Annotated in this window: 24 protein-coding genes; 9 read left to right on the top strand and 15 right to left on the bottom strand. The window is 60.8% G+C overall.

Features of this window, described 5'->3' with window-relative positions:
- Nucleotides 1-22: 22 nt before the first annotated feature.
- The gene (locus B9H00_RS14105; protein ID WP_086901191.1) at nucleotides 23-1,642 is read right to left on the bottom strand and encodes an ABC transporter substrate-binding protein; all 1,620 of its coding nucleotides are present in this window, start codon (nucleotides 1,640-1,642) and stop codon (nucleotides 23-25) included.
- 302 nt (nucleotides 1,643-1,944) lie between these two features.
- On the opposite strand from B9H00_RS14105, the gene B9H00_RS14100 reads away from it, so the two are divergent.
- Both B9H00_RS14100 and B9H00_RS14095 read left to right on the top strand, forming a co-directional pair.
- Nucleotides 1,945-2,928 carry a LysR family transcriptional regulator gene (locus B9H00_RS14100; protein WP_169713445.1) on the top strand — a complete coding sequence of 328 codons (984 nt, stop codon included), beginning with the start codon at nucleotides 1,945-1,947 and terminating at the stop codon, nucleotides 2,926-2,928.
- Nucleotides 2,929-3,002: 74 nt separating this feature from the next.
- Nucleotides 3,003-3,299 carry a YciI family protein gene (locus B9H00_RS14095; RefSeq protein WP_086901189.1) on the top strand — a complete coding sequence of 99 codons (297 nt, stop codon included), beginning with the start codon at nucleotides 3,003-3,005 and terminating at the stop codon, nucleotides 3,297-3,299.
- A 72-nt stretch (nucleotides 3,300-3,371) separates the two neighbouring features.
- Here the strand turns inward: B9H00_RS14095 and epmA are convergent, their stop codons facing one another.
- Nucleotides 3,372-4,355, bottom strand: coding sequence for an EF-P lysine aminoacylase EpmA (epmA, locus tag B9H00_RS14090; RefSeq protein WP_086901188.1), 984 nt, complete (start codon nucleotides 4,353-4,355; stop codon nucleotides 3,372-3,374).
- An 83-nt stretch (nucleotides 4,356-4,438) separates the two neighbouring features.
- The gene (efp, locus tag B9H00_RS14085; RefSeq protein WP_086901187.1) at nucleotides 4,439-5,005 is read right to left on the bottom strand and encodes an elongation factor P; all 567 of its coding nucleotides are present in this window, start codon (nucleotides 5,003-5,005) and stop codon (nucleotides 4,439-4,441) included.
- A 138-nt stretch (nucleotides 5,006-5,143) separates the two neighbouring features.
- On the opposite strand from efp, the gene epmB reads away from it, so the two are divergent.
- Nucleotides 5,144-6,199 carry an EF-P beta-lysylation protein EpmB gene (gene epmB, locus B9H00_RS14080; RefSeq protein WP_236944294.1) on the top strand — a complete coding sequence of 352 codons (1,056 nt, stop codon included), beginning with the start codon at nucleotides 5,144-5,146 and terminating at the stop codon, nucleotides 6,197-6,199.
- A gap of 13 nt (nucleotides 6,200-6,212) precedes the next feature.
- Here epmB and B9H00_RS14075 read toward each other — a convergent pair whose 3' ends face one another.
- From B9H00_RS14075 to B9H00_RS14065, 3 genes are all read right to left on the bottom strand, one after another.
- Entirely contained in the window at nucleotides 6,213-6,542 is a 330-nt protein-coding gene (locus tag B9H00_RS14075) for a protealysin inhibitor emfourin (protein ID WP_086901185.1), read from the bottom strand.
- On the bottom strand, nucleotides 6,539-7,582 hold the full coding sequence (locus B9H00_RS14070) for a M4 family metallopeptidase (protein ID WP_086901184.1): 1,044 nt from the start codon (nucleotides 7,580-7,582) through the stop codon (nucleotides 6,539-6,541). Before B9H00_RS14070 ends, B9H00_RS14075 begins: the two co-directional genes overlap by 4 nt.
- Nucleotides 7,583-7,784: 202 nt before the next feature.
- Entirely contained in the window at nucleotides 7,785-9,065 is a 1,281-nt protein-coding gene (locus tag B9H00_RS14065) for a lytic murein transglycosylase (protein ID WP_086901901.1), read from the bottom strand.
- 250 nt (nucleotides 9,066-9,315) lie between these two features.
- On the opposite strand from B9H00_RS14065, the gene B9H00_RS14060 reads away from it, so the two are divergent.
- Both B9H00_RS14060 and B9H00_RS14055 read left to right on the top strand, forming a co-directional pair.
- The gene (locus B9H00_RS14060; RefSeq protein WP_086901183.1) at nucleotides 9,316-9,786 is read left to right on the top strand and encodes a DUF4385 domain-containing protein; all 471 of its coding nucleotides are present in this window, start codon (nucleotides 9,316-9,318) and stop codon (nucleotides 9,784-9,786) included.
- Between the two features lie 41 nt (nucleotides 9,787-9,827).
- A complete protein-coding gene (locus B9H00_RS14055; protein ID WP_086901182.1) occupies nucleotides 9,828-10,157 on the top strand; it encodes a 5-carboxymethyl-2-hydroxymuconate Delta-isomerase in 330 nt (109 codons plus the stop codon).
- Nucleotides 10,158-10,179: 22 nt separating this feature from the next.
- Here the strand turns inward: B9H00_RS14055 and B9H00_RS14050 are convergent, their stop codons facing one another.
- The 6 genes from B9H00_RS14050 to pgi form a co-directional block, all read right to left on the bottom strand.
- On the bottom strand, nucleotides 10,180-11,910 hold the full coding sequence (locus B9H00_RS14050) for an HD domain-containing phosphohydrolase (RefSeq protein WP_086901181.1): 1,731 nt from the start codon (nucleotides 11,908-11,910) through the stop codon (nucleotides 10,180-10,182).
- A gap of 98 nt (nucleotides 11,911-12,008) precedes the next feature.
- Nucleotides 12,009-13,205: a phosphoserine phosphatase SerB gene (gene serB, locus B9H00_RS14045; protein WP_086901180.1), complete on the bottom strand. Its 1,197-nt coding sequence runs from the start codon at nucleotides 13,203-13,205 to the stop codon at nucleotides 12,009-12,011.
- 90 nt (nucleotides 13,206-13,295) lie between these two features.
- Nucleotides 13,296-15,542, bottom strand: a complete 2,247-nt coding sequence (gene parC, locus B9H00_RS14040) for a DNA topoisomerase IV subunit A (RefSeq protein ID WP_086901179.1) — start codon at nucleotides 15,540-15,542, stop codon at nucleotides 13,296-13,298.
- 2 nt (nucleotides 15,543-15,544) lie between these two features.
- On the bottom strand, nucleotides 15,545-17,425 hold the full coding sequence (gene parE, locus B9H00_RS14035; protein ID WP_086901178.1) for a DNA topoisomerase IV subunit B: 1,881 nt from the start codon (nucleotides 17,423-17,425) through the stop codon (nucleotides 15,545-15,547).
- Between the two features lie 144 nt (nucleotides 17,426-17,569).
- The gene (locus tag B9H00_RS14030; protein ID WP_086901177.1) at nucleotides 17,570-18,193 is read right to left on the bottom strand and encodes a YqiA/YcfP family alpha/beta fold hydrolase; all 624 of its coding nucleotides are present in this window, start codon (nucleotides 18,191-18,193) and stop codon (nucleotides 17,570-17,572) included.
- Nucleotides 18,194-18,238: 45 nt separating this feature from the next.
- Entirely contained in the window at nucleotides 18,239-19,882 is a 1,644-nt protein-coding gene (gene pgi, locus B9H00_RS14025) for a glucose-6-phosphate isomerase (protein ID WP_086901176.1), read from the bottom strand.
- A gap of 189 nt (nucleotides 19,883-20,071) precedes the next feature.
- On the opposite strand from pgi, the gene cmoA reads away from it, so the two are divergent.
- The 4 genes from cmoA to B9H00_RS14010 all read left to right on the top strand — a co-directional run bounded on the left by cmoA (nucleotide 20,072) and on the right by B9H00_RS14010 (nucleotide 22,940).
- Nucleotides 20,072-20,806 carry a carboxy-S-adenosyl-L-methionine synthase CmoA gene (gene cmoA / locus B9H00_RS14020; protein ID WP_086901900.1) on the top strand — a complete coding sequence of 245 codons (735 nt, stop codon included), beginning with the start codon at nucleotides 20,072-20,074 and terminating at the stop codon, nucleotides 20,804-20,806.
- A gap of 32 nt (nucleotides 20,807-20,838) precedes the next feature.
- The gene (gene cmoB, locus B9H00_RS14015; RefSeq protein WP_086901175.1) at nucleotides 20,839-21,822 is read left to right on the top strand and encodes a tRNA 5-methoxyuridine(34)/uridine 5-oxyacetic acid(34) synthase CmoB; all 984 of its coding nucleotides are present in this window, start codon (nucleotides 20,839-20,841) and stop codon (nucleotides 21,820-21,822) included.
- A gap of 144 nt (nucleotides 21,823-21,966) precedes the next feature.
- Complete coding sequence (locus B9H00_RS16845) at nucleotides 21,967-22,707, top strand: ChuX/HutX family heme-like substrate-binding protein (RefSeq protein ID WP_157663228.1); 741 nt, start codon at nucleotides 21,967-21,969, stop codon at nucleotides 22,705-22,707.
- Nucleotides 22,593-22,940 (top strand): hypothetical protein, encoded by a 348-nt coding sequence (locus tag B9H00_RS14010; protein ID WP_322788248.1) that lies wholly within the window; start codon nucleotides 22,593-22,595, stop codon nucleotides 22,938-22,940. The genes B9H00_RS16845 and B9H00_RS14010 overlap by 115 nt, the downstream gene beginning before the upstream one ends.
- Here B9H00_RS14010 and B9H00_RS14005 read toward each other — a convergent pair.
- The 3 genes from B9H00_RS14005 to B9H00_RS13995 form a co-directional block, all read right to left on the bottom strand.
- Nucleotides 22,875-23,435, bottom strand: a complete 561-nt coding sequence (locus tag B9H00_RS14005; RefSeq protein ID WP_086901173.1) for a methylated-DNA--[protein]-cysteine S-methyltransferase — start codon at nucleotides 23,433-23,435, stop codon at nucleotides 22,875-22,877. The genes B9H00_RS14010 and B9H00_RS14005 overlap by 66 nt on opposite strands.
- The gene (locus B9H00_RS14000; RefSeq protein ID WP_086901172.1) at nucleotides 23,432-24,985 is read right to left on the bottom strand and encodes an Ada metal-binding domain-containing protein; all 1,554 of its coding nucleotides are present in this window, start codon (nucleotides 24,983-24,985) and stop codon (nucleotides 23,432-23,434) included. The genes B9H00_RS14005 and B9H00_RS14000 overlap by 4 nt, the downstream gene beginning before the upstream one ends.
- A gap of 116 nt (nucleotides 24,986-25,101) precedes the next feature.
- Nucleotides 25,102-26,253, bottom strand: a complete 1,152-nt coding sequence (locus B9H00_RS13995; RefSeq protein ID WP_086901171.1) for a porin — start codon at nucleotides 26,251-26,253, stop codon at nucleotides 25,102-25,104.
- Nucleotides 26,254-26,261 lie beyond the last annotated feature (8 nt).

Below are 26,261 nucleotides of genomic sequence, written 5' to 3'. Positions count from 1 at the left end.
ACACCAGCGTCAGGTGTGTCGACTATCTGGACCGTGACAGATTCCAGAACACCGGCAGCGGCGCATGCAGTATTCCCGTGAGGTCACTGCGCCAGGCAGAAGGCGTCTTGTACTCCCCCAGCGGGATGTAGGTGACCTGCTCGAAGGCGTGGACCTGAAGGCGCTCGGCAATGTCCTTGCGCGCCTCATCGGTCTCGGCCCTTGCAAACGCCTCGCGCATCTCCTCCAGCGCCTCGTCCTGCGGCCAGCCAAACCAGCCACCATCACGACCGCGCCCGTTCAGCATGGGATTGACCAGCGGGTTCCAGACCTCAGGCAGCGCCCAGTTGGTGAAAAACATGTTCCACCCTCCCTGATCAGGCGGCTGCTGACTGGCTCGACGGGTGACCAGCGTCTGCCAGTCCATCGGCTGCAGATCCACCGTAAAGCCGGCACGGCGCATGAGCTGGGCGGCGATCACCGGCTGCGGGCTGACCGTAGGGGAATCGGTGGGCTGCATCATGACCACTGGCGTACCGTCATAGCCGGCATCCTTCAGCAGCTGTTGCGCGGCCGCCACATCACCCTTGCCGGTCAGCAACGCCGGCGCGCCGGCATCGGTCGCCAGCGGCGTCGAGCAGCCATACATGGAAGGACAGGTCGAATAGTATTCGGGATTGCCTACCAGTGAGGCCAGCACATCGGTCTGATTCAGCGCCATGAGCGCAGCGCGTCGAATGTCGGGATTATCAAAGGGCGGGTAAAGAAAGTTGAGCCGGCCCATGGTCTGACTGCCCAGCTCGTTGGGATTGTCCACCACGATATCGGCATTGGCCTGGAGGATCGGCAGCAGATCAACGGAGGGCGCCTCGAGGAAATCGATTTCACCGGTATTGAGCGCGTTCAGGGCCGTCTGTGCATCACTCATGTTGATCCACTCGACGCGGTCGACATTGACGACCTTGCCACCGGCCAGCCAGCTTGCCGGCTCATCACGAGGCACATAATCCTCGAATTTTTCATAGACCACCCGGTTGCCCGGATCATAGTCCCCGGCGACGAACCTGAAGGGGCCGGAGCCGATCTGATCCTCGACGCTGAGCATTTCATCGGGCGATTTGTCGGCAATTCGGGCGGGCATGATAAATAGCGGTATGGAGGAAGGCTTTGCCATCAGCTCAAGCACATAGGCAAAGGCGGATGACAGCGTCAGGGTCACGGTCTGAGCGTCCGTGGCTTCGATGCCTGCGACATGATCCATCAGCATCTGGCCGCCGCCATCCCGTGCGGCCCAGCGCTGAAAGGACGCTACAACATCGCTGGCAGTGACATCGCTGCCATCGTGCCATTTGAGGCCATCACGCAGGGTAAAGGTATACACCATGCCGTCATCGGAGACCGACCAGTCCGCCATTTGCGGCCGTGGCTGGAACTTCTCGTCCATGGCCAGCAGGGTATCGAAGATCATGTAGCCGTGATCGCGCGTGATGTGCGCCGTCGTGGCCACCGGGTCCAGTACGCGCAGTCCTGAGTGCATTACGGCGCGAACGGTTTCGGCCTGCACCGGTGTTGCCAGCAGTGGCATCGCACTGACCATCGCAGAAGCCATCAGAGCGCATGCAGCACCCTGAGCACCCTTTTGAAGCCCTTTGAGCGGTTTCATGATGTGTCCCTCGTTGAATATTGTTATGTCGTGACATGTCCTGGGCCCTCGCTTGTTGTTTTTGGATGCGATGGGCAAGGACATGCGACCACGGGGATCAACCCGGCGGTGAGCCACCTGTGCGCGGATTGCTTTCAGCATAACGAGGGCTGGGAGGGAAGCAATGTCATCGACAGGCAGGGAGTGTTGCTCCAAAGGCAACACTAATGGATAGTAGACAAAGCGTTTTCATGATCGCGCCTGAAACTTCAACACAATAAAAAGGCCGTCTGCCCCGGCGCAGACCATCGCAGGAAATGCCCATGTCCATCGTTCAGGAACAGCTGTTTCATCAGCTCAATCCACGCAGCATCCACTATTTCAGTGAGGCTATCGCGGCAGGCTCCATTCGCAGCGCATCCGATCGGCTGGATATCGAGCCTTCCGTCATCAGCCGGCAGATCCGCCAGCTTGAGCAGTGTCTTGGCCTGGCCCTCATGGAGCGTCATGGTCGAGGGGTAAGGCCTACCGAGGCGGGAGAACTGCTGTCCGACTTCCATCGGGAGCGCCAGGCGTCCGAGCAGAGCCTGCTGGGGAGACTGGCCGCGCTGGATGGCCTGCAGCGTGGCCAGATCAAGCTGTCCATCAGCGAAGGATATAACGAGATCCTGGCGGGCAACGTCATGGGCAGCTTCAGTCGTCGTCATCCTGCCGTCCAGATCACGTTATTGCTGGCCAGCGTCAACGAGGTCGTACGCCAGGTCTTTGAAGGGCAGGCCCACATGGGGGTGGCCTACTCGCCCCGCTTGATACCGGGCATTCATGCCGTGGCATCCGTTTGTCAGCCGGTACGACTGCTGGTCAGGCCGGACCATCCACTCGCGCGCAAGCAACGGCCCCTGTCTCTTGAAGATATCCTGGCCTGGCCACTGGCCCTGATCGATCATGGGTTTGGACTGCGTCAATTGATCGACACGGTCGAGGTCATCGAAAAGTGCAACTTTCAGGCCACGCTGAACAGTAACTCACTGGCGACACTCAAGCATTACGTGGCCAATAGCGACGGCGTAACCTTCATGGCCGAAGTCGCGGCACTGGGTGACATCAGTCAACAGCGACTGGTGGCCCTGCCCATCGACCACCCGGTCTTCATGAACGCCGAAACACATGTGCTCGTTCGCAGTGGCCGCCCCCTTTCTCCGGCGGCCGCGCAGCTTTTACACCATATTCTGCAGACACCGCCGTTCAGCGAAGGCCGTATCGATACGGATGGTCTGTCAAATATCATGAGCCGGGCCGGACACTGAAGGGATCGACGATCGGACCCAATGAGGCGAGACCATCCCTTTGACATGACCCATTCATTCACAAGGAACAAGACATGACACAATTTACGCTGCTGGCCTGGGACTACACCGATGATGGCGCACTCGAGCGCCGCATGGGCTGTCGAGAGAAGCATCTGGAGGATCTTCGCGAGCTTGCCCGACAGGGGCATTTCATCAGTGGCGGCGTCATCCTGGATGATGAAGGCAAAATGATTGGCTCCAATGTCCACTGCCGGTTTGAAAGCCGGGAAGCGCTGGAGGCCTGGCTCGAGACGGAGGTCTACGTCACCGAGAAGGTCTGGGAGCATATCGATGTTCGGGAGATCAAACTGTTCGACCCGAACGCCTGACCCCGATACCTGAAACGCCCCGTGGCGAGATGACGACGGGGCGGATCAAATCATCATGTGATGCCGACCGAATCAGCAGCGGGCGGTGCCAAAGGCCATGGCTCTATCGATATCATCAATACCCAGTGCCAGCATGACCAACCGGTCGACGCCCAGCGCCACGCCGCAGCCCTGTGGCATTCCGGCGCGCAGTGCCGCAATCAGGCGTTGATCTGCCTCGACCAGAGGTTTACCCAGTGCCAGACGCGCCTGATTATCCGCCTCAAAGCGGGCCTGCTGCTCATCGGCATCGGTCAGCTCATCAAAGCCGTTGGCAAGCTCGACACCTTCCAGATAAACCTCAAATCGCGCGGCCACCATCGCACCGTCATGATCAATGTGTCGACGCGCCAGCGCCGCCTGAGAAGCCGGATAATCCATCACGACATCAAGCCCCTCTCGCCCCAGAAGTGGCTCGATGACCAGCGACATCAGAAGGTCACAGCAGTCATCGCGCGACCAATCATCCGTGTCAGCGCCTGAATGCTGAGCGGCCAGGGCACGCAACGCTGACAGCGTCTCCGGGCCATCCATTAGCGGGTCCACCGACAGGTGGGTGATGAACAGTGCTCGATAGGGTTGCAGGCGTACCGCTGGCAGGGATCTGTCCAGCACGGTCTCGATCAGCGTCACCACCTCCTGGATCAGCGCCTCCAGTTCAAAGCCGGGACGATACCACTCCAGCATCGTGAACTCGATGTTGTGACGCCGCCCCGCTTCATTGTCTCGAAACACCCGCGACAGCTGAAAAATGGGGCCGCTGCCGGCCGCCAGCAGACGCTTCATGTGGTATTCCGGCGACGTCTGCAACCAGAGCCGTTCATCACCATTCATGGTGCGGGCGCCGAGAGAGAGCGAATCCAAGTGCACGTCACTGCTGCCGGCATGGCCCAGCACCGGGGTTTCCACTTCCAGCACGTCACGCGCGTCAAAAAACTCGCGGATGCGGCGCATTAGACCTGCGCGCGCGCGCAGGACCTCCAGGGTGGCGCCGGGACGCCAGTCATCAGCACTCATGGCACTTCATCCGTTGATGGGGCAGGACCAAACGCAAGCGCCGGGCCATGGGGCCCGGCGCTTGCCATACTTCAGGACACGCCTTATGCGCGGCTGACGTACTCACCGCTGCGGGTATCGACCTTGAGCGTTTCGCCCTGGTTGATGAACAGCGGGACACGTACCACGGCGCCGGTGGTCAGAGTGGCCGGCTTGGAGCCGCCCTGGGCCGTGTCGCCCTTGAGGCCCGGGTCGGTTTCAACCACTTCCAGTTCGATGAAATTGGGCGGCGTGACCGAGATGGGATTGTCGTTCCAGAGCGTGATGGTGTAGACCACCTGCTCCTTGAGCCATTTGGAAGTGTCGCCCACGGCCTTCTTGTCGGCAGCAAACTGCTCGAAGGAGCCGTCGGTTCTCATGAAGTGCCACATCTCGCCATCGTTGTAGAGATACTCCATGTCGATGTCGAGCACATCGGCACCTTCCAGCGATTCGCCGGATTTGAAGGTGCGCTCCCAAGTGCGGCCGGTCATCAGATTGCGCAGCTTGACGCGGTTGAAGGCCTGACCCTTGCCGGGTTTGACGAGCTCGTTTTCGACGATGTTGCAGGGATCGCCGTCGAGCATCACTTTCAGACCGCCCTTGAATTCGTTGGTAGAATAGCTTGCCATAACGCCTCGTTGTGTTCGCAGCCACCTGAACACCAGAGCAGCTGCGGGGACAGTGAATCAACAGAAAGCCTCGACGCCCTGCCCACCCGGGCCCGGCGACGTCGAAGCATGACAATGTGTGCGATGATAACGCGAACCATGCAGCCTGTGCAGACTATCTCTTTATCCGCTGACGGTAACGACAGCGCTCCCGACCAGAGCTGGCAGTCACAGCTCTCCGGCGCCCTTCGTGATCCCGGAGCACTGTTGAGCGCCGTTGGCCTTGACGAGCGCTGGCTGCCTGGTGCCCGGGCGGGCCATCAGGCCTTTGAGGTGCGTGTGCCCCAAGCCTATCTATCGCGCATTAAAAAGGGCGACCCGAACGACCCTCTACTGCGACAGGTGCTTCCGCTGGGAAGTGAGACGCAAACGGTGGCAGGCTATGTCACCGATCCGCTGGAGGAAGCCGATCACACCCCGGCCGCCGGACTGATCCACAAATACGCTGCACGTGTATTGATGATCGCCAGTGGGGCCTGTGCGATCAACTGCCGCTACTGCTTTCGTCGTCACTTCCCCTACGAGGATCACGCCGCCTCGCGCGCACAGTGGCATAAAACGCTGGACTACCTGCGTGATGACGCGTCATTGATCGAGGCGATCCTTTCCGGCGGCGACCCGCTGGTGTCAAGCGATGCCCGGCTTTCCTGGCTGGTAGGTGAGCTTGATGGCATTCCCCACCTCAAGCGACTTCGGCTGCACACGAGGCTGCCGGTGGTCATTCCCGACCGGGTCGATGACGCCATGCTTGAATGGCTTGCCGCGACACGTCTTCAAAAGGTGATCGTGTTGCACATCAACCATGCCAACGAAATCGATGACAACGTGATCAGGGCCTGTGACCGGCTTAAAAGGGTGGGAGTGACGCTGCTTAACCAGAGCGTACTGCTGCGGGGTGTCAACGACAATATCGAGGCACTCAGAGCGCTGTCCGAGCGCCTGTTCGAGGCCGGCATTCTGCCCTACTACCTTCACGTGCTGGACCCGGTAGCGGGTGCTGCACACTTTGATGTGCCGGATGATGAGGCTCAACGCCTTCACGACACACTAAGGGACTGCCTGCCCGGCTTCCTGCTGCCGCGATTGGTTCGTGAGGTCCCGGGTGAAAAGGCCAAGACACCGGTCCAGGCCCACCACACGTCTTCAGCGCCGTGATAATCCGGCTGCCTCAGTCGTCGCAGGGCCCGTTTTTCCACAGCGTCACCAGCGACTCCGGGGCACGATGCTCGGGAACATGCAGGGTGATCACATCATTATCGCTGCCGATGGGCATGATAATGATGCGAAAGTAGCGCTGATCACCCTGCCCGGCCTGATCCCCCGGGCATTTCAGCTGTTCGGCTTCATCCAGAAGCCTGCAGACCTTCTTGCGCTGCGACAGCGAACAATCATGAAAGGCAATTTCGCGAGGATGAGCGAGCGCCGGCATATAGGCCACGCCGCCCTCTCGCGCCAGGCGAACGCGTGCGCGCTCACCCAGAGTATGTTGATAGCTCACAACTCGACTCCTACGCCCAGCCAACCATCACGGACAGCATCACGCACCTCGCTGCCATCAAACAATGTCTCGGCGTTATCCAGTGTCAGGCGGGCAAAGTCCAGAAATTCAGCATCGTTGGCCAGGCGATCATCCGTAAGCGTGGCATACCAGACCCGTCCGGCGCGCTCCCAGCTGTAACCGCCCAGCGCCATGGCCGTCAGGTAAAAAGCCCGATTGGGAATACCCGAGTTGATGTGAACGCCGCCATTGTCCTCATTGGTTTCCACGAAATCGCGCATGTGCGCCGGCTGTGGATCACGCCCCAGCAGAGGGTCATCATAGGCCGTGCCCGGTTCGGACATCGAGCGGAGCCCTGTTCCATTGATCCCGGGCGCCAGCAGTGCGCGCCCGATCGCCCAGTCAGCCTCATCGACCGTCTGGTGGGCGTCATACTGAGCCACCATCACGCCAAAGACATCGGAGACGGATTCGTTCAGCGCGCCTGACTGGTTGTAATACACAAGCCCGGCTTCACGCTCGGTAATGCCGTGGGTCAGTTCATGGGCCACCACATCGAGCGCTTTTGTAAAGGAGAGAAAGATTTCGCCATCACCATCGCCAAAAACCATCTGATAACCGTTCCAGAAGGCGTTCTGATAGTCCTCGCCATAATGCACGGTGCCCAGCAGCGCACCGCCCTGATCATCGATGGCGTTGCGCTCAAACACTTCCCAGAAAAAACGGTAGGTGGCGCCAAGGTCCTTGTAGGCCTCATCCACGGCCTCGTCCCCGGTGCTGTGCTGGCCTTCACGTCGGACCTGCTGCCCCGGCAGCTCCATGGTATTACCCGCATCGAAGATGTAGCGCAGCGGTTCCCCTCTTGCCCCACGACGCGCATCGGTAGGCGCCGTGTGGCGCTCGGTGCGGGCCCTGAAACGCGAATCGAGCGTCAGGGTGTTCAACGCGCAACGGCGATGGCGGTCGTTACCGTTTTCAATCAGGTAATTGAGAAGATGAGGAGGGATGACCCCATAGGGATTGTTGCGCGTCGCCTTCATGATGACTCTCCGACTGTCCACCGCAGTGACCGCACACAAGGGGGTAGGGCCGTCACTGTCTTTAATTGAATCCTTTCGTCAGTAAGCCTAGTCGATTACGGACGGGTGGCCCTTTCCAGTGTGCTGAATCGCCACATCGACTTTTGTCTAACCCCGCCCGATATTCCAGATCCGGCCAACTGTTTGACTGCGACTGTCAATATTATGGCTGGCGCAGTGCTTCCAGCACGCTGCTGCTGGGGAAGCCATCCGGCGTTTTCCCGACGCTGCGCTGCCAGGCCCGCAGCCCTTCCCGGGTATTGGGCCCCATGATGCCGTCCGGCGTGCCGGTGCCAAACCCCTTCTGATTCAAAAGTGTCTGTATCTCCCTGGTCTGAGAGCGCGTCAGCGGTTTCAGACCACGTGGCCAGTCACCCTGCACGCCGGGGCCGCCGTCGATGCGCTGTGACAGCAGCGCCACAGCCAGCGCGTAGCTGGTGGCATTGTTGTAGCGCATGATGACGCGGAAGTTGGGCCCGACCATGAACGCGGGCCCCTGAGCGCCGGCCGGCGCAATAATGGAGGCCTGATCGAATGCCGGCAGGGATTGCCCCTGCACCGCGCGAACGCCCTGCGCCTGCCAGGCCTGAGTAGACTGACGTGTGGAAAGCTCGGTGCGGGTGTAGTCAAAGCCCTCCGGCAACGTCACCTCAACCCCCCAGGGCTGACCAGACTGCCAGCCGTTTTTGGCCAGATAGTTGGCGGTAGACGCCATGACATCCGGGATACTGCCCCAGATATCGCGGCGGCCATCGTTGTCGCCATCCACGGCATAGGCCAGGAAGCTGGTAGGGATGAACTGGGTATGTCCCATCGCCCCGGCCCAGGACCCCAGCATATGGTCGCGGTCGATATCGCCTTCCTGAATGATGCGTAGTGCTGCCATTAACTGCTCTTCGGCAAAGGCGTGGCGGCGCCCCTCATAACCGAGCGTGGCAAAGGCATCAATGGTCGAGAAGCTGCCAAAATTACTGCCGTAATTGCTTTCGATCCCCCAGATGGCCGTAATGACCGAGCCCGGCACGCCATAGCGGGCCTGCGCCTGATCGGCGGCACTGCGATGCTCGGCCAGCTTCTGGCGGCCGTTATCAACCCGGCTTGAGGATACTGCGCTGTCGAGATACTCCCAGATCGCCCGGGTAAACTCTGGCTGTGAGCGATCCAGTTCGATAATGCGCGGCTGATAGCGCACGCCTGCCAGCGCTTCATTCAGCGTGTTGGACGTAATGCCCTGCGCGCGCGCCTTTTGGCGAAACTCGCTGACCCACTGATCAAAGGATTCCCGCTCGGCGGGCGTCTGATCATCGCGGCTGGAAGTACTGGCCTCGGCCACCGTTGATGACGTCCCGGCGCTCGCGTCACTGGAAGTCTCGTTCGTGGACGCCGCCTGAGGTGCGGAGGATGTCGGCGAGGACGGCGAAGCCCCGGCCTGACAGCCCTGCATGACGCCGCTGCCAAGCAACAGCGTCAGCATCACCGTGCGCGCACCTGTCACCGACATGCCGGCAACTCGACATGACGATCCCTTTCCCTGAATTCCTGGTGGCATTACCGCTTCCCTGTCTGATGAGCTGAACTATCATGGCTGATAATGCATGGCATTGACCACTTTTGAGCACATGATGTGGCCGGGTATTTCAGCATCGCTTCATGAACTGCCTTAAAGGCCAACTCACGGATGACAGGATGAAGGCATGAGCACATCAAAGGCTGCCCTGACCGGCCAGCCACATCAGAATGATGGCGAGAAGCCGGACTGCCGCAGGCACCCGGAACATTATCGCGTAGGCCGCGGCGAGCAGGGCGTACTGACCGTTGAACCCTACAAGGGAGAGTTGCTGCCGCACTGGCGCTTCAAGACGCCGGCTGACGCTCATGCCTCATCGCAAAAGCTTCTGGAAATGTTTGAAGATTACCGCGCCCATGATGATTTTGTCGGCATGGATATGGCACGCAAGTTCATCCAGATGGGCCATACCCGCGCCCGGCGCTACGCCAACTATCCTGGCGGGCGCAAATACGATAAAAATGGCGAGATTCGCGAGCGTGACATTGACGAGGAAAAGGCCAAATCAGCGGCCATCTTTGAAAAGGTCTGGATAAAGGTTCGCGAAGACGAGGACTATCTGAAACGCAAAAAGGCCCATCAGCGCGCCCATGGTTGACAACCACCGTGACTGAAAGACCTTCACTACGGACCATCGATATGCCCACACTGCTTTTCCACCATCCTCGGGAGCTCGGTGATGACACGCTTGCCCCGTTGATGGACGCCCTGCATCACTGCGCGCTGGATTCAGGGCTCTTTGAAGCACGCGCGATCAAGGTCGCCACGCTTCCCCTGTTTCACACGCGTCAGGCCGGCGAGGCAAAACCCTTTGCCATGCTGCAGGTGCGTCTGTTTGCCGGGCGAACGCAGGAGCAGCGCCAGGCGCTTTCAACCGCTCTGCTGGCCACCATCAATGAGCATTTAGGCGGGCACATGAGCGCCATTGTCGAGATAGTGGAAACCGATCGCGCTACCTTCTCGCGCTGATCCATCTTCTCGCGCTAGGAGGTTACCAGGGCGTCATGGCGCTGTCATGACGTCCGACACAGCCTTCAAGCGACCCCAGCTGTACCAGCTCCTCCCCTTCAAGCATCTGATTCATGCGCTTGTCATGCGTCAGTTCACGTACCACCCGCACTCGCGATGGCTGCCCTCTGGCATCAAGACGCATGACCCAGGCCTGAAAGCCGCTGGAAAAGGTCACCAGAGAACCGATCGGGGTAAATCCATAGCGTTTGACGTAACGATTGACGCTGGCAGTATCAAACTGGCTACCGGCGTTGAAGATGTGGCGATAGATGTCCAGCGCCAGCCAGGCGGGTCGATCCGAACGTGGCCGACTCATGGCATCCACGGCGTCTACCACCGCGGCCATGCGTGCCAGACGATTCAGCGAGTGCCCTTTCAGGGCGCGTGGATAGCCACTGCCATCGAGTCGCTCGTTGATACTCAGCAGTACATCACGGCGCATGTCGGAGGAAACCCCGTCTCTTTCGATGCGAAAGCGCAGCAGTTCCACGTGGGCGTGCAGATGCGACAGCATCGAATGGTCCATGCTGCCCTGATGCAGCCGCACGTTTTCGGGGAGCAGGATCTTGCCGAAGTCATGCACCATCGCACAGGCCATCATCTGCACGATCTGCTCCGTGGTGCGATCACCACTTTCCAGATCGGCCAGGCGCGCGGCCACCGATAATCCATGACAGACCAGCGGCGTGGAGTGAGGCTCGACACAGGCCAGTGCATACAAAAGCGCCTGACGATCTTCCTGCAACAGCGACAGCAGCATGCGCGCCTGCTCGCAAAGCACCGCTGTTTCCAGACTCATGCCGGCCTGCAGATTGATCAATTGAACGCCCAGCGCGCGGGCAATGCTCTTGACGTTATCAAACAGGGGCAGTGACACCAGCGCCTCTTCCTGAGGAGAAGCGACAGGCTCCATCTCAAGGGCGGCACTGCCTTCGTTAAAAAGCCTTGAAGGGGCCACTGCCCGCTCTACCGGGGCATCCAGACGCACGGCCTCGCGCTCGATTTCGCGCACATAAAACCATACCTTGCGCTCAAAATCGGCCAGGCTGGCATCAAAGACAATGCCGACCAGCACATCGCTATTGTCATCGCTGCAGCGCATGTGACGCACGCAGCCGCTCGCGTCAAAGACCTCGGAATTGGGAAAGACCGCCCGCAGCTGATGCAGCGGCATACCGATCTGAAAATTGATCGCGTCATTGACCGACACCGCAATCAGACAACCGCCAATAGAGAGATCCACCAGCCGTCCCTCTACCTCGTTGCCCCCTCGCTGCGCGGTCATGAGCATGTTGACCTTCATGCCGCGTTCGAGCGTGGCCCGAAACAGATTGCGCTGGCGGGTCAGCTTGAGCGATACGGGCAGCGCCGCACGAATATCGATCCAGTCGCCCTGCCCGCTGATCTTGAGCGGACGCATCATGGCGCTGGTCATCGTCATCGAGCTGTACTGGATATCAAAATAGAAGGGAAGACGCTGGGTCAGCAGCGAATCGAGGTCCCTGAGGGCACTGGCTCTGAGCACACACTGGTGCAGATCACGGTCCAAAAGGGCCAGCGTCACGGGATACTGAACATCAAGGTCTTCAAAACGAATCGTGAGCCGAGCATCGCTCTTGATCAGGTCGGCAAAGGTTTCAACGATCTGATCCGGCGCGCCGATGTCCAGATGGCGCGCCTTGCTTGCATTGAGATTGGAATCTGGAAACATGAGATTATCCACCGGAGAGGCTTGAGCGCCTAAATGCCGGGGATATCGGCATACGGGAGGCTTTCTTGAGCGCAGGTCCTGCGACCTGCGCCCGAGTGTTACCCCTGCATCCGGCGTCGCGCGTCGTGTCCAAGCAGATACAGGATGGCGTCCAGACCCAGAATGGACAGCGACATACGCGCCTTTTCCCGTACCAGTGGTTTGGCATGAAAGGCAACACCCAGCCCGGCCGCGGCCAGCATTTTCAGATCGTTGGCGCCATCTCCCACGGCCAAGGTCTGCTCAAGTGCGATACCGTGACGACTGGCGATCTCACCCAGCAACACCGCCTTGCGCTCCGCATCCACGATCGGCAGATGCACCTCTCCGGTGACCACCCCGTTTTCGATCACCAGTTCGTTGGCGTGAATCTCGTCAAAGCCGAGTCGCTTTTGTAGATAGCGTGCAAAGTAGGTAAAGCCGCCCGATAGAATCGCCGTGCGATAGCCCCGTTGCTTGAGGCCAGCCATTAAACGTTCAAGGCCGTCCATCAGCTCAAGCCCCTCGGCCACCTCTTCCAGTACCGACTCGCTGAGCCCGTTGAGCATGGCCATACGCTCGCGAAAGCTCTGCTGAAAGTCGATTTCACCGCGCATGGCACGCTCGGTGATGGCCGCCACCGCCTCATAAACCCCATGACGACGCGCCAGCTCATCAATGACCTCGGCCTTGATCAGAGTGGAATCCATATCAAAGCAGACCAGCCGGCGCTGGTGCCGCCAGGGACTGTCTTCCTGCAGCGTGATGTCGACACCTAACTCCGCACCCAGCGTCAGCAGCGTTTGTCTCAGCGCCGCCAAATCGATGGCATCGCCACGTAGCTGGTATTCAAGGCACACCCCCTCGACGGGTGCGCGCTCGACCAGAGAAGACGGTCCGGACAGGCGCTGCAAACGCTCGATGACAAGCCCCTGCTCGCCGATCCACCGATCCATCTGCGCCAGAAGATCCGTCGGCAACTGCGCGGCCATAAGCGTCATGATCAGCTTTGGTGACTGATGCAGACCCTGCCAGTGCTCGTACGTTGGCTGGTCGATGTCGTAAAGCGAGATTTCGAGTCCTGTGGCCTCCCCCATCACCTGAGGCGATGGCCGCTCATCACACACGATCAGCGCTTCAAGCACGGTCTGACCCAGCGTGACCTGCTGATTGATGTCCAGCAGCCGAGCGCCACTGTCATTGAGCGTCTGGCTCAACATGGCCAGCTGATTGGCCCTGACCGGGCCGGTGGCACGCAGGAGCATCCTTTGGTTCATGTCGTTCTCTCACACACTCTGGAAAAAGCCCAGGGCCGGGGGTTGCCCCACCGGCCCTTCCAATCACGATCAGCGGTGTTCGCAGCACACCTATTCGGCGTCCAGGCGATCCACCTTCTGAAAGCCCTGCGGAAGTTTCATGCCCCGCTTGCCGGCACTACTCACATAACCGGCCAGCTCATCACCCGCCAGACGTTTCTTGCGCTTGCCGGCATGCACAACCAGCGCACTGCCCGGATCAAGCACGATCCAGTCACGGACGAACTCTTCCCGATTAGCTGCCCGCGCACCGGTAATGTCCATCATGCGCGATCCCTTGCCCTTGCTCATCGCCGGCAGCTCACTTGCCTCGAACACCAGAAGCCGCCCCTCATTGGAGACCACGGCCACCCGTTGCGCCTCACCCGAGAGCGGTAGTGGCATCAGGACGTCGCAGCCTTTCGGAATGCTCAGCACCGCCTTGCCGGACTTGCTGCGTCCGATCATCTCCTCCAGCGCCACACTAAAGGCATAACCGCCGTCGCTACCCAGCAGATAGCGCTGCGATGGCGCCCCGATCATGGCCGCACGAAGCTTCGAGCCTGCTGCCAGATTGACCCGGCCGGACACCGGTTCACCCTGCCCGCGCGCTGAAGGCAACTGATGAGCCGCCAGCGTATAGGCACGGCCGCTGTCTTCCAGCAGCACCAGCGGCTGGTTGGTCTTGCCGTGGGCGGAAAAGGCGAAGCTGTCACCGGACTTGTAGGAGAGGCTCTTCGGATCGATGTCGTGGCCCTTGGCCGCTCGAATCCAGCCCTTTTCGGAAACCACCACGGTAATCGGGTCGGCGCCAAGCAGGTCGACCTCGGAAAGCGCCCGCGCTTCCTGCCGCTCGACCAGCGGACTGCGACGCTCGTCACCGTAGGCCTTGGCATCGGCGCGCAGCTCACGCTCGATCAGGTTGGTCATGGCCCGTTCGCTGCCCAAAAGCTTCTCGAGCTGCTTGCGCTCGCGCTCGAGTTCGTCGCGCTCACCCTTGAGCTTCATCTCTTCAAGCTTGGCCAGATGGCGAAGGCGCAGCTCGAGAATGGCATCGGCCTGGCGTTCACTGAGCCCGAAATGGGCGATCAGGGCAGGCTTTGGCTCATCCTCTTCACGAATGATGCGAATGACCTCATCGAGATCGAGATAAGCAATCAGCAGGCCTTCCAGGATATGGAGGCGATCCTCGACCTTGCCCAACCGATGCTCCAGACGTCGCCGTACTGTATTGCGTCGAAACAACAGCCACTCATCAAGCAGACGATCCAGCGACATGACCTGCGGGCGCCCGTCCAGCGCAATCAGGTTCATGTTGACCCGCGTGCTCTTCTCCAGATCGGTAGTGGCAAAGAGATGGTCCATCAGCGCGTCAACATCGACGCGGTTGGAACGCGGTACGATGACCAGCCGCGTGGGCTCTTCATGGGTGGACTCATCGCGAAGGTCCGCCACCATCGGCAGCTTTTTGGCCTGCATCTGGGCCGCCATCTGTTCCAGCACGCGAGCACCACTGACCTGCCAGGGCAGCGCGTTGATGATGATGTCGCTACCGTCCTGATAATAGCGCGCGCGCATGCGCACCGAACCACGCCCGGTGGTATAAAGCTTTTGCAGATCGGCACGCGGCGTCACGATCTCGGGGGCGGTCGGAAAATCCGGTGCCGGCAGCAGTTCGCACAGGGTCTCGACGCTGCAGTCGGGATGACGCAGACGATGTACGGTCGCCTCGACCACCTCGGTCACGTTATGTGGCGGAATGTCGGTGGCCATGCCCACGGCAATGCCGGAGCCGCCGTTGAGCAGCACATGCGGCAGACGAGACGGCAGCACCGCCGGCTCGTTCATGGTGCCGTCAAAATTGGGAATCCAGTCCACGGTACCCTGGCCCAGCTCGGCCAGCAGCACTTCGGAAAAGCGGGTCAGACGGGACTCGGTATAGCGCATCGCCGCAAACGACTTGGGATCGTCAGGGCTGCCCCAGTTACCCTGACCATCCACCAGCGGATAGCGATAGCTGAAGGGCTGTGCCATCAACACCATGGCTTCATAGCAGGCGCTGTCACCATGAGGGTGAAACTTGCCCAGCACGTCGCCGACGGTACGCGCCGACTTCTTGTACTTGGCATTGGCCGTCAGCGACAGCTCGCGCATGGCATAGACGATGCGGCGCTGCACCGGCTTCAGGCCATCACCGATGTTAGGCAGGGCGCGATCCAGGATGACGTACATCGAATAGTCGAGGTACGCCTTTTCGGTGTAGCTTCGAAGCGCCAGACGCTCGACGTCGCCCTCGCGCACATGAATATCCATGGTCATTGTTAAACGTCTACCTCAGCCATATTGCCGTAACGTTCCAGCCAGCCGCGCCGATCGCCGGCACGCTTTTTGGCCAGCAGCATGTCCATCAGCTCCAGAGTGTCGTCACCGGCCTCGCGGGTCAGCTGTACCAGTCGGCGCGTGTCCGGCGCCATGGTGGTTTCGCGAAGCTGGACCGGGCTCATCTCCCCCAGCCCCTTGAAGCGCTGAACGTTGGGAGTACCCCGACGACTGGCCAGCTTCTTGAGCACGGCCGCCTTTTCGCTCTCATCCAGGGCGTAGTGCACTTCCTTGCCCAGATCGATGCGATACAGCGGTGGCATGGCCACAAATACATGACCGGCATCGACCAGTGACGGGAAATGGCGCACAAACAGCGCGCACAGCAGCGTGGCGATGTGCAGCCCATCGGAGTCGGCGTCGGCCAGAATACAGATCTTGTGATAGCGCAGGCGCTCAAGGTTATCGCTGCCCGGGTCCATGCCCAGTGCCACGGCGATGTCATGAATTTCCTGGGAGCCCAGCACCTCCTGGGAATCGACTTCCCAGGTGTTCATGATCTTGCCCTTGAGCGGCAGGATCGCCTGGGTTTCCCGGTTGCGCGCCTGCTTGGCGCTGCCGCCAGCCGAGTCCCCTTCGACCAGAAACAGCTCACCAACCGTTGGGTCCTGACTGGAGCAGTCAGCCAGCTTGCCGGGCAGTGCCGGTCCCTGGGTCACCTTCTTGCGCGCGACCTTTTTCGAGGAGCGCTGACGGCGCTGGGCGGCGCTGATGACAAGCTCTGCCAGCTGTTCGGCCTGGGCGGTGTGCTCGTTGAGCCACAGCGAGAAGGCATCCTTGACGACGGCCGAGACGAACCCTGCCACGGCACGCGAGGAGAGACGCTCCTTGGTCTGGCCGGCAAACTGCGGCTCGAACATCTTGATTGAAAGCACAAAGGCCACCCGCTCCCACAGGTCATCGCCCGAAAGCTTGACATTGCGCGGCAGCAGACTGCGGTAGTCACAGAACTCGCGCAGCGCGTCCAGCAGTCCGGTACGAAAGCCGTTGACGTGGGTGCCGCCCAGCGTGGTGGGAATCAGGTTAACGTAGGATTCGACCAGCGCCTCACCGCCTTCGGGCAGCCATTGAATCGCCCAATCAACGCTATGCTCATCGTCTTCGAAGGCACCGACAAAGGGTGAGGCCGGCAGCGGCTCGAACCCGTCGGTGGACTGGGCAAGATAGTCGCGAAGCCCATCTTCGTAATGCCAGGTGCTGACATTGCCGTTGCTCTCGACCAGCCTGACTTCAAGCCCCGGGCAGAGTACAGCCTTGGCGCGCAGCAGATGCGACAGGCGTGCCACGGAGACATTGGGACTGTCGAAATAGGCGGCTTCCGGCCAGAAGCGAACCGTCGTGCCACTCGCCTTTTTCGGGCAGTCACCGATGACGGCCAGCTCTTCGATCTTTTCGCCGAAGGCGAAGGCAGTACGATAGCGCTTGCCGCCCTTGCAGACTTCTACTTCAAGGCGCTCGGACAGGGCGTTGACAACCGATACCCCCACGCCGTGCAACCCGCCCGAAAAGCGATAGCTGGACTGGGAGAACTTGCCGCCCGCATGCAGGCGCGTCAGGATCAGCTCGATCCCGGATACCCCGTGCTCGGGGTGAATATCGATGGGCATGCCGCGGCCGTCATCGACCACCTCAATGGCACCATCCTCGCGAAGATGCACGCTGATCTTGCGTGCGTGCCCGGCCAGCGCTTCATCAACGCTGTTGTCCACCACCTCCTGAACGAGGTGATTGGGTCGGGTCGTATCGGTATACATACCGGGGCGCTTTCTCACCGGTTCAAGACCGGAAAGCACCTCGATGGAACTGGCACTGTACTGGGTCATACGTGAAATCGCGTCAGAAATGAACGAGAAGCGCTCATCGTCAAGCGCCGAAGGGGCTCTCTGGAATAATCGGCACTGACGCAACAGGCCGGCATCTCGATCCGACCGGTCACGTCAATGGCATGGCGCTGTTACTCTTGAAGCCTACGGTACGGGATTGAAATCTTCCGGCAGCGTCAGGCCACCATGGGCCAGCACGGTCGACAGCAGCTCAGGATACCGGCTCAGGCCGTGATCATCACCTTCATTGATGACAAACCGGCTGCCTTCCAGCATTTCCAGGGCCTGCCGATAGTCGAGGATCTCGTCCTCGCTGCCCAGCAGGACCAGAAAGCGCTCCGCGTTGACTACCTCGGCCTGCTGCTCGCGCAGGGCATCGGCATAGCTTTCATCGATGACAAACATCTCACCGGTTTCAACGTGCTCAATCTCGCTACCCATTCGCTCCAGTGCGATCCTCAGCGGATCGACGGCCGGATTGATGAGCACCACGCTTGCCACATCATGTGTCCGGGCAAGGCCCATGGCGAGAAAGCCACCCATGGAGCTCCCGATCACCATGGTACGCCCCTTGAGCGTACTCATGACTTCCTGCGCGGTTTCCCAGGCAGGGCCGGGGTGATGAGACAGCGCCGGCGCGATAAAGCGCGGACGCGGACGAGCCTGCTCGCAGGCCCGCCGCGTCAGTTCGGCCTTGGCCGAACCGGGGTGGCTGTTGAAACCGTGCAGATAAAGCACGTTGTCGACGGCATTGGCATGATCATTCATGACATCAGCATAACGCAGTTACTGTATAAATAAACAGCCATTTTTTTAAGCGTTGCCGCGCTTGCCCAGCACGGTCTCGATCAAATGACGGCTTGAATCATCGAGCTGATCGGCACCCTGCCCGGTTTCCAGAATGTCGGCCGCTTCATTGGCGATCTTCTTGCCAAGTTCCACGCCCCACTGATCGAACGAATCAATGTTCCAGATAGCGCCCTGGACATACACCTTGTGCTCGTAGAGCGCGATGAGCGCACCAAGCGACTCGGGCGACAGCGTCTCGAACAAAATGGTCGAGGACGGCTGGTTGCCGGCATAGCGCTTGTGCGCCGGCGGCGTTTCATTGCTCTTGATGGCGTCATCGCCAAGCATCAACACACGGGACTGGGCAAAGCAGTTGGCCAGCGACAGGCGATGCTGGCGCTCGAGACTTTCCCGTACCGGCGCACTGTCGATGTGGTCATAGCGCTTGATCGGGGCGATGAAATCACAGGCCACCGAGCGCGTGCCCTGGTGGAGCAGCTGATAGAAGGCGTGCTGACCGTTGGGACCGATTTCGCCCCACAGGATCGGACAGGTGTTGTAGTCGACCTTTTCGCCATCGTTGGTCGACGACTTGCCGTTGGATTCCATCTCAAGCTGCTGAAGATAGCCCGGCAGATGCTTGAGGCGACCGTCGTAGGGCAATACCGCCAGCGATTGAATATCGAGGAAGTTGGTGTTCCAGATGCCCAGCAGGCCAAACAGGACCGGCAGGTTGTCTTCCAGCGGTGCCGAGGCGAAGTGCTCATCCATGGCATGGCCACCGGCGAGCAGGCGACGGAAGTTGTCCATGCCCAGACGAATGGCGATCGGCAGACCGATGGCACTCCAGAAGGAGTAGCGGCCGCCGACCCAGTCCCAGAACAGCAGCTGGTGATCGGGCGCGATGCCCCACTCGGTCATCTTCTCCGGCTTGGTGGAGACGCCGATAAAGTGATGACGCTTGATGCGCTCGATGTCGCTGCCGGTCTGCTCGGCAAGCCAGGCCAGCGCCGTGTCGGCGTTGGCCGAGGTATCGATGGTGCCAAACGACTTGGAGGAGTAGATGAACAGCGTCTCGTCGGCCTCCAGCGTCGGCAGCAGCTCGGCCAGCTGTGAACCGTCGATGGTGGAGGCAAAGTGCACTTCCAGCGCATTGGGCGCCACAAACGCATCTTCGAGCGCCTTGACGACCATCAGGGGACCCAGATCAGAGCCGCCCACCCCCAGGTTGATGACCTGTTTGATGGCACGGCCGTTGGCACCGCGCCACTGGCCGGACTGAAGCTTTTCAACCATCTGCTGCATGCGATCAAGGCTTTCATGCACGTCGGCCTGGACGTCTTCGCCCTCGACGTGAAACTCGCCGCCCTGGGGCAGACGCAGCGCCGTATGCAGAGCCGGTCGATCTTCGGTCAGATTGACGCGACGTCCGGACAGCAGACGCTCGACGGCCTCTTCAACGCCGGTTTCACGAGCCAGATCCAGCAACATGTCCAGCGTCTCGCGACGAATGCGCTGCTTGGAGAAATCAAGCGTAAGCCCGGCAGCCTGACGGGAGAAGGCGTCAAAGCGCCCATCCTGTTCAAACAGGGTGGTCAGGTGCACATCGCGCATGGTCTCGCGATGGCTTTCCAGCGCCTTCCATGCCTTGTTTTGACGAATTGACATCCTTGCTCTTCCTCCGTGATAGGTGCAGCTTTAATGCTCAAAGCGTAACATGGTCGGCCGTAAAGACCGCCCCTGTTCGATATTCATTCTGGCAGACGGCGTATCCGACACGCAGCGGGTCTCTATCAGACCACTGTCTGCATGACCGAACAACCTCCTCTCAGAGCCTGATAGATCGTGGGTACCCCGATGACCGACGTCTCCCGACGCGACGCCCTTTTTTCGACACCGCTGGATCAGGTCGCCGACTTCTCGTTTGATGAGCGCGTGGTCGACTGTTTCCCCGACATGATTCGCCGCTCGGTACCGGGCTATGCCCAGATCACCAGCATGGCCGGTGTGATCGCCGCACGCCACCTGAGCCCCGGCGCCCATATTCTGGACCTGGGCTGCTCTCTGGGCGCCTCGACGCTTTCCATCTGCCAGCGGCTGGCACCCGAAGCCTTCACCCTGCAGGCCATCGATCTCTCCCAGCCCATGGTCGACAAGGCCCGCGGTCTGCTGGCACAGCAGGCACCCGAGCATCGCATCGAGGTGCTGCAGGGTGACATCCGCGACTGCCCACTTCCCCGGGCCGGCATGATCATGGTCAATTTTACGTTACAGTTTCTTGACCCGAGCGAGCGTGACCAGGTCGTTCAACGCCTGTATGACGCCCTCACACCGGGTGGTGTGCTGCTGCTGTCGGAAAAGATCCTGGGCGAGCCCGGCCAGGAATCGCTTTTGATTGATCTCCACCACGACTTCAAGCGCGCCAACGGCTACTCGGATCTCGAAATCAGCCAGAAACGTACCGCGCTCGAGGAAGTCATGATTCCGGATCGGCTCTCCACCCATCATGAGCGGCTGGCGCGCACGGGCTTCACACGCCATGACACCTGGTTTCAGTATCTCAACTTCGCCTCGATGCTGGCCTTTAAATAAGTGACTCCTTTTTCATCAGGCTGGACCCCCGCATGTCGATCGATGAGCGTCATCTTCCCCTTTATCACGCCTTTCTCGAACAGGGGCTGGAGAGCTGGCTGGCCCGTCTGCCCGAGCAGCTGGCCCGCGGCCTTGACCGCCAGCGCTTTGGCGACCTGCCCGCCTGGGAGCGTGCCGTCAAACGCCTGCCTGCTCTGGAAGCGTCACAGGTTCATCTGGATCAGGACACGGTGAGCGTGGAGGTGGCCATGGACGCCTCCAGTCGTCGACAGTGCGACAACCTTCTGAAGATTCTCGCCCCCTGGCGCAAGGGTCCCTACCGAATCGGCGAGATCACCATCAATACCGAATGGCGCTCGGACTGGAAGTGGCAGCGTCTGGCGCCGCACCTGAGTGACCTCAAGGGTCGACGCGTGCTCGATGTCGGCGGCGGCAACGGCTATCACGGCTGGCGCATGGCCGGGGCCGGCGCCGATTTTGTGCTGGTCATCGACCCCTCCCCGCGCTTTTACTGGCAGTTTCATGCCATTCGCCACTTCATGAAGGATGCCGGGCGCGGCGTTCATTTTTTGCCGGTGGGCATCGAGGACGTTCCGCCACGGCTGGCCGCCTTCGACACGGTCTTTTCCATGGGCGTGCTCTATCATCGCCCCTCGCCCATCAATCACCTGCGCGAGCTATACGACACGCTGCGTCCCGGCGGCGAACTGGTGCTTGAAACGCTGGTAGTGAAAGGCGATGAGCATCAGGTGCTGGTCCCTGGCGAGCGCTACGCCCAGATGCCCAACGTCTGGTTTCTGCCCTCCTCCAGAGCCCTGACCCACTGGCTATCGCGGGTGGGCTTTCAAAATCCCCATGTAGTCGATGAAGCCGACACCACGCTTGATGAGCAGCGGGCAACCGAATGGATGACCTTCCAGTCGCTGGCCGACTTTCTCGACCCACAGGACCCGAGTCGCACGGTAGAAGGCCATCCAGCGCCGAGACGGGCCGTGGTTATCGCGACAAAACCCTGACGCGGCGCTGAAATGCTCGACATTTGATCAGGGCCAGCGAGCTGCCGGACGATACACGTGGTTTTTGCTTGATGGCTTCTTGCAAATGGTTATCATTAGCATAATAAGCCCTGTATCCATCCATCACGCTGCGAGGGTCGCCGCATGCACCAGACCAACGTTGTGTTTGAAGCGTTTGAAGAAGCACGCCTGCGGGCCCCGCATCTGGAGTGTCGCGCGCTTGCGAGACTGCTTGGCTGCAGTGAAGGCGAGATTCAGGCCTCGCGTCTGGGGCGTGGAGTGCACTCGCTGGCACTGACCCCCTGCGACCTGATCATGATGCTGCCACGGCTGGGGCGGGTGCAGATGGTGACCCGGACCACACACGCGGCATTGTCGAGCCGGCTGAACGCCTGTCACATTGACGCCGACCAGCGCCATGCCAGCCTCTGGAGCGATCAGGCCCTGGCCATGCAACTGCTTTTGCCCTGCTGGTACTGGGTCTGCCTCTCGAATGAGCGGCCCACCCCCGGAGAACCAGAGGTGCCCTGCCTTCAGGTCTTTGACCGGTTCGGTCGCGTGCTGCATCAGTTGTATGGCCTGACGCCCGAGGCACCGGGCTGGACGCTGCTGGACTACTTTACCGCCCTGAAACGCCCCGGCTTCACCCGCTGCATCGAGATGACCCACGCCTGCTCCGAAGATGATCGGCCGGCGCTGCTCGAGTCATGGCGCGCCCTGCGTGATCCCGGGGGTTCTCGCAGCTTCTGTCGCATCATCGGCTACGACGGGTGGAGGCCAACCGTGCCGTGGCCGGACATTTCAGCACGGCGCTGCCACGTGAGCGTTTTGTCATGGCACTGGCCGGCGCCTGTCGGCGTACGCAGCCCACCCGGGCCAGCCTGATCCACGCCGGTGGTGCTCACCATCATCGTGCCCGTTTCAAACACTTCCATCAGGGCCGCTGCAATGCTCTGCGCCTTGAAAGCGATCACCTGACCCTGTCGCTCGACAGCAGCGCCCTGCACGAGGTCTGGCAGGTCGTGCGGCCGGGCCCCGACGGGCTTGCGACGTCACTGGAGGCATTCGACGCCAGCGGTGAGATGATGCTCGCCCTCGATCTGGCGGAGCGCGGCTAACCCTTCCGGACGCCCTTCCAGCGCCAGCAGGTGGGCCTTGCGCGCCAGACCGCCCGCATAGCCGGTCAGTCCACCGCTGCCGGCCACGACGCGATGACAGGGCACGATCATGGATACCGGGTTGCGTCCGACCGCGCTACCTACTGCGCGGGCATGGCCGCGTGACAGACCCAGCGCTCGCGCCAGCGCGCCATAACTCATGACCTCACCGAACCCAATGCCTTCAAGGCACTGCCAGACGCGCCGCTGGAAGGGGCTGCCCTGCAGCGACAGCGCCAGCTCGAAATGCTGCCGCTCTCCGGCAAGGTACGCCTCGATCTCCTCGCAGGCCTTTCGAATGACATTCGAGCGGCTCTGTTTGGCCAGTATGAACGGTCCCTTGACCGAAGGCGGGAAATGCCGCTGATCATTAAAGAATACCCCGGTCAGATGCTCCGACTCGGCGCGCAGTACGGTATCCCCCAAAACAGAGGGCATAACGGCATATTCGATCATGATGATGAATCCTCGCTCGAGGGCGCCGGCGCAATATCTGCCTGCGCGCCCATCCGTGAACCGGCATCGGGTGACGTGATGACTGGAGGTGACGTCATGACCGGGTATGAAACGGCTTCACCGGAGGCCTGCTGCCAGAGCCGAATGGCGACGTAAGCACGCCACGGCGACCAGTGGCTCACCCGCTGTGCAGCCTCGCGGGCACTGTCACAGCCCAGCGCCCGTTTGAGCATCAGATCACCGGCCGGAAAGGCATCGGGCCAAGCCAGCGCCCGCATGGCGATATATTGTGCGGTCCAGTCACCAACGCCGCGAATGTCGCAAAGCCTTGCCATCGTGTCTGCCACCGACACCCCCGGACACAATCTCAGCGCGCCGCTGTCCATTGCTTTCGCCACGGTAATGATCGCCTCGGCCCGAATGCGCAACAGACCCAGTAAAATCAGGTCTTCACAAGGCTGTGCGGCCATGACCGAAGGGGTCGGGAATCCATAATAACCGGGAGAGCCAGACAGCGGCTCGCCGAACCGGGCCACCAGCTCGGCCAGCACCCGCCGCGCCCGGGTAGTCGTGATCTGCTGACCAACGATGGCGCGTACGGCCATTTCAAAGCCGTTGACGGCACCGGGAACGCGAAGGCCGGTGCCCGCCAGCCCCTCGAGATGTGACTCGATCAACGCCATGGGCGCGTCCAGATCAAACACATGACGCACGATGCTCAGCACATCGCCCATGACCGGCACCAGCGTGACCGGCAGGATCAGCGCCAGCTGCCCCGGGCCGGCATGTTCAACGCTGATCCAGCCAGCACAGGTCACGGGCTCACCGCCTTTATCCTTTTCGATCAACAGACTGCGCTGCCAGCGCCCTGCCTCAATCTTCTCAAGACCGTCGATCTGGCGGGCGGCCAGAAAATCGAGCATGGCGGCCCAGTCCAGCGGCGGCTGATAGGCCAGCGACAGCGTGATCGAGGCGCAGGTATTACCGGCGCGCGCGGCGCGACGCAGTCGACTCGGCGACAGGCGATAGTGCGACTGAAAAAGCGCGTTCAGGCGACGCTGGCTGCCAAGGCCGACAGCATGAGCCACCTCGCTGACGGGCAGCGTGGTATCGGTCAGCAGCCGCTTGGCTAGCAGCAGGCGTCGGGTTCTGGCCACCTCGACCATCGTCACGCCGAAGGAGGCCTTGAACAGGCGACGCAGATGACGTTCGCTGACGCCGATTCGCGCCGCCAGAGCGGCGCTGCTGTCACGGTCCAGAAAGCCGTTATCGATCATGACCATGGCGGCCCGTGCCAGCTGATCGCGAGCATCCATCATCGAAAGCCCCGGTGCCAGTTCAGGCCGACAGCGCAAGCAGGGACGAAAGCCGGCCTGCTCGGCCGCCGCCGGGTGCATGAAAAAACGGCAGTGATCAAATTTTGGACAGCGTACGCGACAGACCGGCCGACAGTAGATGCCGGTCGAGGTCACCCCAACGACGAACTGGCCGTCAAAGCGGCGATCGCGGGAGCTCAGGGCCTGATAGCAGAGATCGGGAGCAAGGTTCATGCCCCCCAATATATCCTGTCCGGGATCACATCACTGGCCGTTTTCGGACATGTGGTTAACGGCCCGCGACGTCGATCAGAACTTCATCGCTGCTCTGGAAGCCCCTGACGCCGTCATCAAAAGTCGTAGCGCAGCCTGGCCAGCACTGAATCGGGCTCACTGTCCGAGGTATTGGCAAAGATGCGCTCAAGATCCAGCCGGAAGCCGTGATTGAACTGGGTGGTGACCCCCAGCACCTGATGGTTGGTCTGGGAATCGGCACTGCCTAGCCGTTTCAGGCGGTCACCGGCCACAAAGGGCTTGATGCTCTGCACCCAGTCGTGATCGATCTGAAAGCTATAGCGGGCGATGTATTCGACTCCATAGGCATCGCTTGCAAAGTAATTCTCGAGCCCGCCCGCCGGATCAGGCACAAAATCCGTGTAATAACCGGCGCCCATGGCGAGATACCAGTTGCCGCCCGTCCAGGTCAGGGAGCTACCGGTCAGCTGCTGACGAAAGGACTGCTGATCACCGCTGCCCTTGATCTCGGCAGAGGTATTGGCATAAGCCGCGCCCAGCGTCAGGTCATCCGTAAGACGCCATCGAAAGCCCAGCGAGCCGCCGCTACGGCGGCGATAATCATAGGGGCCGTCCAGATGCAGGTCATCATCGGGAAACAGCCAGCCGGCAAAGAGTGTGAAGTCTTCGGTGCCGTTGGAATAGCGCAGGCTTTTACGCGCGCGATAGGAGCCATCGTAACTGCCGTCGACCCCGACGCCCGGTGCCTGGGCGAACTGGTTGTAATCCCAGACATCCGTGCTCACCCCGACGGTGTCGTAATAGACGCTGTTTTGCTTGCCGGCGGTGAAACGGCCATAGCGGTCGCTTTCAAAGCCAAAATACACCTGGCGACGGTTGGTCGCGCTATCGGCGCTCTCCCGATCGTAATGGTCATGCCAGCCCATGGCTTTTGCCGTATTTACGCCCAGCTCGCCGTAACTCAAAAGCGTCAGATCATCGCTCAAGTGATAGTTGACGTGCAGGCGAAAGCGCGTGCCCCCGTCATAGCCGCGGTGCTTGTAGCTGCCGTCATCGCCGCCGCCCATCTCATTGAAATACTGTGGCCTGATGCTGCCGCCGACCTTGACCTCAACGCGCTCAAGCGCCGTGCGTGGCTGTTCGGCAGGCGACAGCAGCGTGACTTCGGCTTTCGCAGCCCCTGCCTGCGAAAGCATCAGACCACCCGTGGCCGCCAGCAGCGCTCGCCTTCCCCTTGCGATATTCATGATATTGT

The sequence above is a fragment of the Kushneria marisflavi genome, assembly GCF_002157205.1.
GTDB lineage: Bacteria > Pseudomonadota > Gammaproteobacteria > Pseudomonadales > Halomonadaceae > Kushneria > Kushneria marisflavi.
This window is presented reverse-complemented; position numbering and strand designations above follow the sequence as displayed.

Excerpts from the sequence above, each read along its gene's own strand:
- B9H00_RS14105 (WP_086901191.1), bottom strand. The coding sequence starts at position 1,642 with ATGAAACCGCTCAAAGGGCTTCAAAAGGGTGCTCAGGGTGCTGCATGC.
- B9H00_RS14100 (WP_169713445.1), top strand. The coding sequence starts at position 1,945 with ATGTCCATCGTTCAGGAACAGCTGTTTCATCAGCTCAATCCACGCAGC.
- B9H00_RS14095 (WP_086901189.1), top strand. The coding sequence starts at position 3,003 with ATGACACAATTTACGCTGCTGGCCTGGGACTACACCGATGATGGCGCA.
- epmA (WP_086901188.1), bottom strand. The coding sequence starts at position 4,355 with ATGAGTGCTGATGACTGGCGTCCCGGCGCCACCCTGGAGGTCCTGCGC.
- efp (WP_086901187.1), bottom strand. The coding sequence starts at position 5,005 with ATGGCAAGCTATTCTACCAACGAATTCAAGGGCGGTCTGAAAGTGATG.
- epmB (WP_236944294.1), top strand. The coding sequence starts at position 5,144 with ATGCAGCCTGTGCAGACTATCTCTTTATCCGCTGACGGTAACGACAGC.
- B9H00_RS14070 (WP_086901184.1), bottom strand. The coding sequence starts at position 7,582 with ATGAAGGCGACGCGCAACAATCCCTATGGGGTCATCCCTCCTCATCTT.
- B9H00_RS14065 (WP_086901901.1), bottom strand. The coding sequence starts at position 9,065 with ATGCAGGGCTGTCAGGCCGGGGCTTCGCCGTCCTCGCCGACATCCTCC.
- B9H00_RS14060 (WP_086901183.1), top strand. The coding sequence starts at position 9,316 with ATGAGCACATCAAAGGCTGCCCTGACCGGCCAGCCACATCAGAATGAT.
- B9H00_RS14055 (WP_086901182.1), top strand. The coding sequence starts at position 9,828 with ATGCCCACACTGCTTTTCCACCATCCTCGGGAGCTCGGTGATGACACG.
- B9H00_RS14050 (WP_086901181.1), bottom strand. The coding sequence starts at position 11,910 with ATGTTTCCAGATTCCAATCTCAATGCAAGCAAGGCGCGCCATCTGGAC.
- serB (WP_086901180.1), bottom strand. The coding sequence starts at position 13,205 with ATGAACCAAAGGATGCTCCTGCGTGCCACCGGCCCGGTCAGGGCCAAT.
- parC (WP_086901179.1), bottom strand. The coding sequence starts at position 15,542 with ATGACCATGGATATTCATGTGCGCGAGGGCGACGTCGAGCGTCTGGCG.
- parE (WP_086901178.1), bottom strand. The coding sequence starts at position 17,425 with ATGACCCAGTACAGTGCCAGTTCCATCGAGGTGCTTTCCGGTCTTGAA.
- B9H00_RS14030 (WP_086901177.1), bottom strand. The coding sequence starts at position 18,193 with ATGAATGATCATGCCAATGCCGTCGACAACGTGCTTTATCTGCACGGT.
- pgi (WP_086901176.1), bottom strand. The coding sequence starts at position 19,882 with ATGTCAATTCGTCAAAACAAGGCATGGAAGGCGCTGGAAAGCCATCGC.
- cmoA (WP_086901900.1), top strand. The coding sequence starts at position 20,072 with ATGACCGACGTCTCCCGACGCGACGCCCTTTTTTCGACACCGCTGGAT.
- cmoB (WP_086901175.1), top strand. The coding sequence starts at position 20,839 with ATGTCGATCGATGAGCGTCATCTTCCCCTTTATCACGCCTTTCTCGAA.
- B9H00_RS16845 (WP_157663228.1), top strand. The coding sequence starts at position 21,967 with ATGCACCAGACCAACGTTGTGTTTGAAGCGTTTGAAGAAGCACGCCTG.
- B9H00_RS14005 (WP_086901173.1), bottom strand. The coding sequence starts at position 23,435 with ATGATCGAATATGCCGTTATGCCCTCTGTTTTGGGGGATACCGTACTG.
- B9H00_RS14000 (WP_086901172.1), bottom strand. The coding sequence starts at position 24,985 with ATGAACCTTGCTCCCGATCTCTGCTATCAGGCCCTGAGCTCCCGCGAT.
- B9H00_RS13995 (WP_086901171.1), bottom strand. The coding sequence starts at position 26,253 with ATGAATATCGCAAGGGGAAGGCGAGCGCTGCTGGCGGCCACGGGTGGT.